This is a genomic window from Paraburkholderia sp., assembly GCF_035501035.1.
Taxonomy (GTDB): domain Bacteria; phylum Pseudomonadota; class Gammaproteobacteria; order Burkholderiales; family Burkholderiaceae; genus Paraburkholderia.
Window position 1 is genome coordinate 1 of record NZ_DATJWR010000044.1, and the last position, 2,706, is coordinate 2,706.

Sequence of the window (2,706 nt, forward strand, 5' to 3'; positions counted from 1 at the left end):
AAGGCAGCCGCTGCCGGCGCGGACTGGAAGAAGTCGTTCTACCAGATCCTCACGAACGAGCCGGGCAAGGACGCGTGGCCGGTCGTCGGCGCGACGTTCGTGCTGCTGCACACCGCGCAGGACAAGCCGGATCAGGGCAAGGAAACGCTCAAGTTCTTCGACTGGGCTTTCCAGAACGGCACGCCGGCTGCCGACAGCCTCGACTACATCTCGCTGCCGCAATCGGTCGTGAGCGAAATCAAGTCGCAGTGGAAGGAGAGGGTCAAGGACGCGAGCGGCAAGCCGATCGCTGAATAAGCGCGGCGGGTCAGGAAAGCCTGATCAAGCGTGAAGAGGGCCGCCGCGTGAAGCGTGCGGCCTGTTCGCTTGTGGTTTGCCTGATTCAGCGCTGTCCATGCGCGCTGTCCATGATTTGCCGCCCGGCTACCGGCTAGACGGCCGGAAGCCGGGCGATCTGCAGTCGCCACGGCTGCATCAACGTCGTGAGCCCCGCGCTCGCGGCAACTGGAACCCAGGTCACCATGTCCGACGTCCCGCTCGTGTCGAACCCGCCCGGCAACGCCGCGCAGCAAAAAGCGCCCAGCCCGGCGGGGGACATCATTTTTGGCGGCCTCGCACGCCTCGCTGCCATCGTCACGTTGCTGCTGCTCGGCGGCATCATCTTGTCGCTGTTCATCGCCTCGTTGCCGACGATCCAGAAGTTCGGTTTCGCATTCCTCTGGACTGCCGACTGGGATCCACCCAGCGAGCAGTTCGGCGCGCTCGTGCCCATCTACGGCACGATCGCCACTTCGCTCATCGCGCTCATCATCGCCGTGCCCGTGAGCTTCGGCATCGCGCTCTTTCTCACCGAGCTCTCGCCCGCGTGGCTGCGCCGCCCGCTCGGCATCGCCATCGAGCTGCTCGCCGCGATCCCGTCGATCGTCTACGGCATGTGGGGTCTGCTCGTGTTCGCGCCGATCTTCGCGCAATGGTTCGAAAAGCCGCTCGGCACGCTGCTGGGCGGCATGCCGATCGTCGGCGCGCTGTTCCAGGGCGCGCCCATCGGCATCGGCATTCTGTGCGCGGGCGTGATTCTCGCGATCATGATCATTCCGTACATCGCCTCGGTCATGCGCGACGTGTTCGAAGTCACGCCCGTGCTGCTCAAGGAGTCGGCCTACGGCATCGGCTGCACGACCTGGGAAGTAATGTGGAAGATCGTGCTGCCGTTCACCAAGACCGGCGTGATCGGCGGCGTGATGCTCGGCCTTGGCCGCGCGCTCGGCGAAACGATGGCCGTGACGTTCGTGATCGGCAATACGAACCTGCTCGACAACGTATCGCTCTTTTCTCCGGGCAACAGCATCACCTCGGCGCTCGCCAACGAGTTCGCGGAAGCGAGCCCTGGTCTGCATACGGCTGCACTGATGGAACTCGGCCTGATCCTCTTCGTGATCACATTCGTCGTGCTCTCGATCTCGAAGCTCATGTTGCTGCGCCTTGAAAAAGCGGAGGGTGCGCGATGAGCGAACCGACGATCAAGATTCCGGGCGCCGTTTGCGGGCCCGAACTGGAGCGCATGCGCGGCAAGCTGCAGCGCCGCCGCCGCGTGACCAACGCGATCGCGCTCTCGCTTTCGCTCGCCGCGATGGCATTCGGCCTTCTCTGGCTCGTGTGGATTCTCTACACGACGCTTTCGCTCGGCATCGGCGGCCTTTCGGTGGAACTGTTCACGCAATCCACGCCGCCGCCGAACACCGACGGCGGCGGTCTTCTCAATGCGATTGTCGGCAGCCTGCTGCTCGTTGTGGTCGCAACGTTCGTCGGCACGCCGCTCGGTATTCTCGCGGGCATCTATCTTGCGGAATACGGCCAGAAGGGGTGGCTTGCGGGCGTCACGCGCTTCATCAACGACATTCTGCTGTCGGCGCCTTCGATCGTCGTGGGCCTGTTCGTCTACGCGCTCGTCGTCGCGAAGATGGGGCATTTCAGCGGCTGGGCTGGCGCGATCGCGCTTGCGCTGCTGCAGATCCCGATCGTGATCCGCACGACCGAGAACATGCTCAAGCTCGTGCCGAACAACCTGCGTGAAGCGGCCTTCGCGCTCGGCACACCGAAGTGGAAGATGGTGATGTCGATCACGCTCAAGGCTTCGATCGCCGGTATCGTGACGGGCGTGCTGCTGGCGGTTGCGCGTATTGCCGGCGAAACCGCGCCGCTCCTCTTCACGGCGCTGTCGAACCAGTTCTTCAGCGCGGACATGAATCAACCGATCGCGAACCTGCCGGTCACGATCTTCAAGTTTGCGATGAGCCCGTTTGCGCAGTGGCAATCGCTTGCGTGGGCCGGCGTTTTCCTGATCACGCTGGGCGTCCTGGGTTTGAATATCCTCGCGCGCGCCATCTTTTCGAACAAGTAAGGGCGGAGTCATCCGATGAACATGGCAGAGAGTCACCTCAACACCAGCGCGCACGTCGCGCCGTCCGCGGCGGGTTTTCAACCTGCGGATCCCGCCCAGAATGCAAGCGTGTCGACGCTCGGCAAGCCGAAGATCGAAGTGAAGGATCTGAACTTCTTCTACGGCAAGTATCACGCGCTGAAGAACATCAACCTGCAGATTCCCGAAGGCAAGGTGACGGCGTTCATCGGCCCGTCGGGCTGCGGCAAGTCCACGCTGCTGCGCACGTTCAACAAGATGTATGCGCTCTATCCGGAGCAGCGCGC

Annotated in this window: 3 protein-coding genes and 1 pseudogene; all 4 read left to right on the forward strand. The window is 63.3% G+C overall.

Going from position 1 to position 2,706, the window contains the following annotated elements:
• Positions 1-297: pseudogene (locus VMJ11_RS02600) on the forward strand (phosphate ABC transporter substrate-binding protein PstS); the annotation flags it as partial.
• A 224-nt stretch (positions 298-521) separates the two neighbouring features.
• On the forward strand, positions 522-1,508 hold the full coding sequence (pstC, locus tag VMJ11_RS02605) for a phosphate ABC transporter permease PstC (protein WP_325616614.1): 987 nt from the start codon (positions 522-524) through the stop codon (positions 1,506-1,508).
• Positions 1,505-2,401, forward strand: coding sequence for a phosphate ABC transporter permease PstA (gene pstA / locus VMJ11_RS02610; RefSeq protein ID WP_325616616.1), 897 nt, complete (start codon positions 1,505-1,507; stop codon positions 2,399-2,401). Before pstC ends, pstA begins: the two co-directional genes overlap by 4 nt.
• Before the next feature lie 21 nt (positions 2,402-2,422).
• On the forward strand, positions 2,423-2,706 hold a 284-nt coding region (locus tag VMJ11_RS02615), incomplete at its 3' end, for an ATP-binding cassette domain-containing protein (RefSeq protein WP_414694276.1).

Excerpts from the sequence above, each read along its gene's own strand:
- pstA (WP_325616616.1), top strand. The coding sequence starts at position 1,505 with ATGAGCGAACCGACGATCAAGATTCCGGGCGCCGTTTGCGGGCCCGAA.
- pstC (WP_325616614.1), top strand. The coding sequence starts at position 522 with ATGTCCGACGTCCCGCTCGTGTCGAACCCGCCCGGCAACGCCGCGCAG.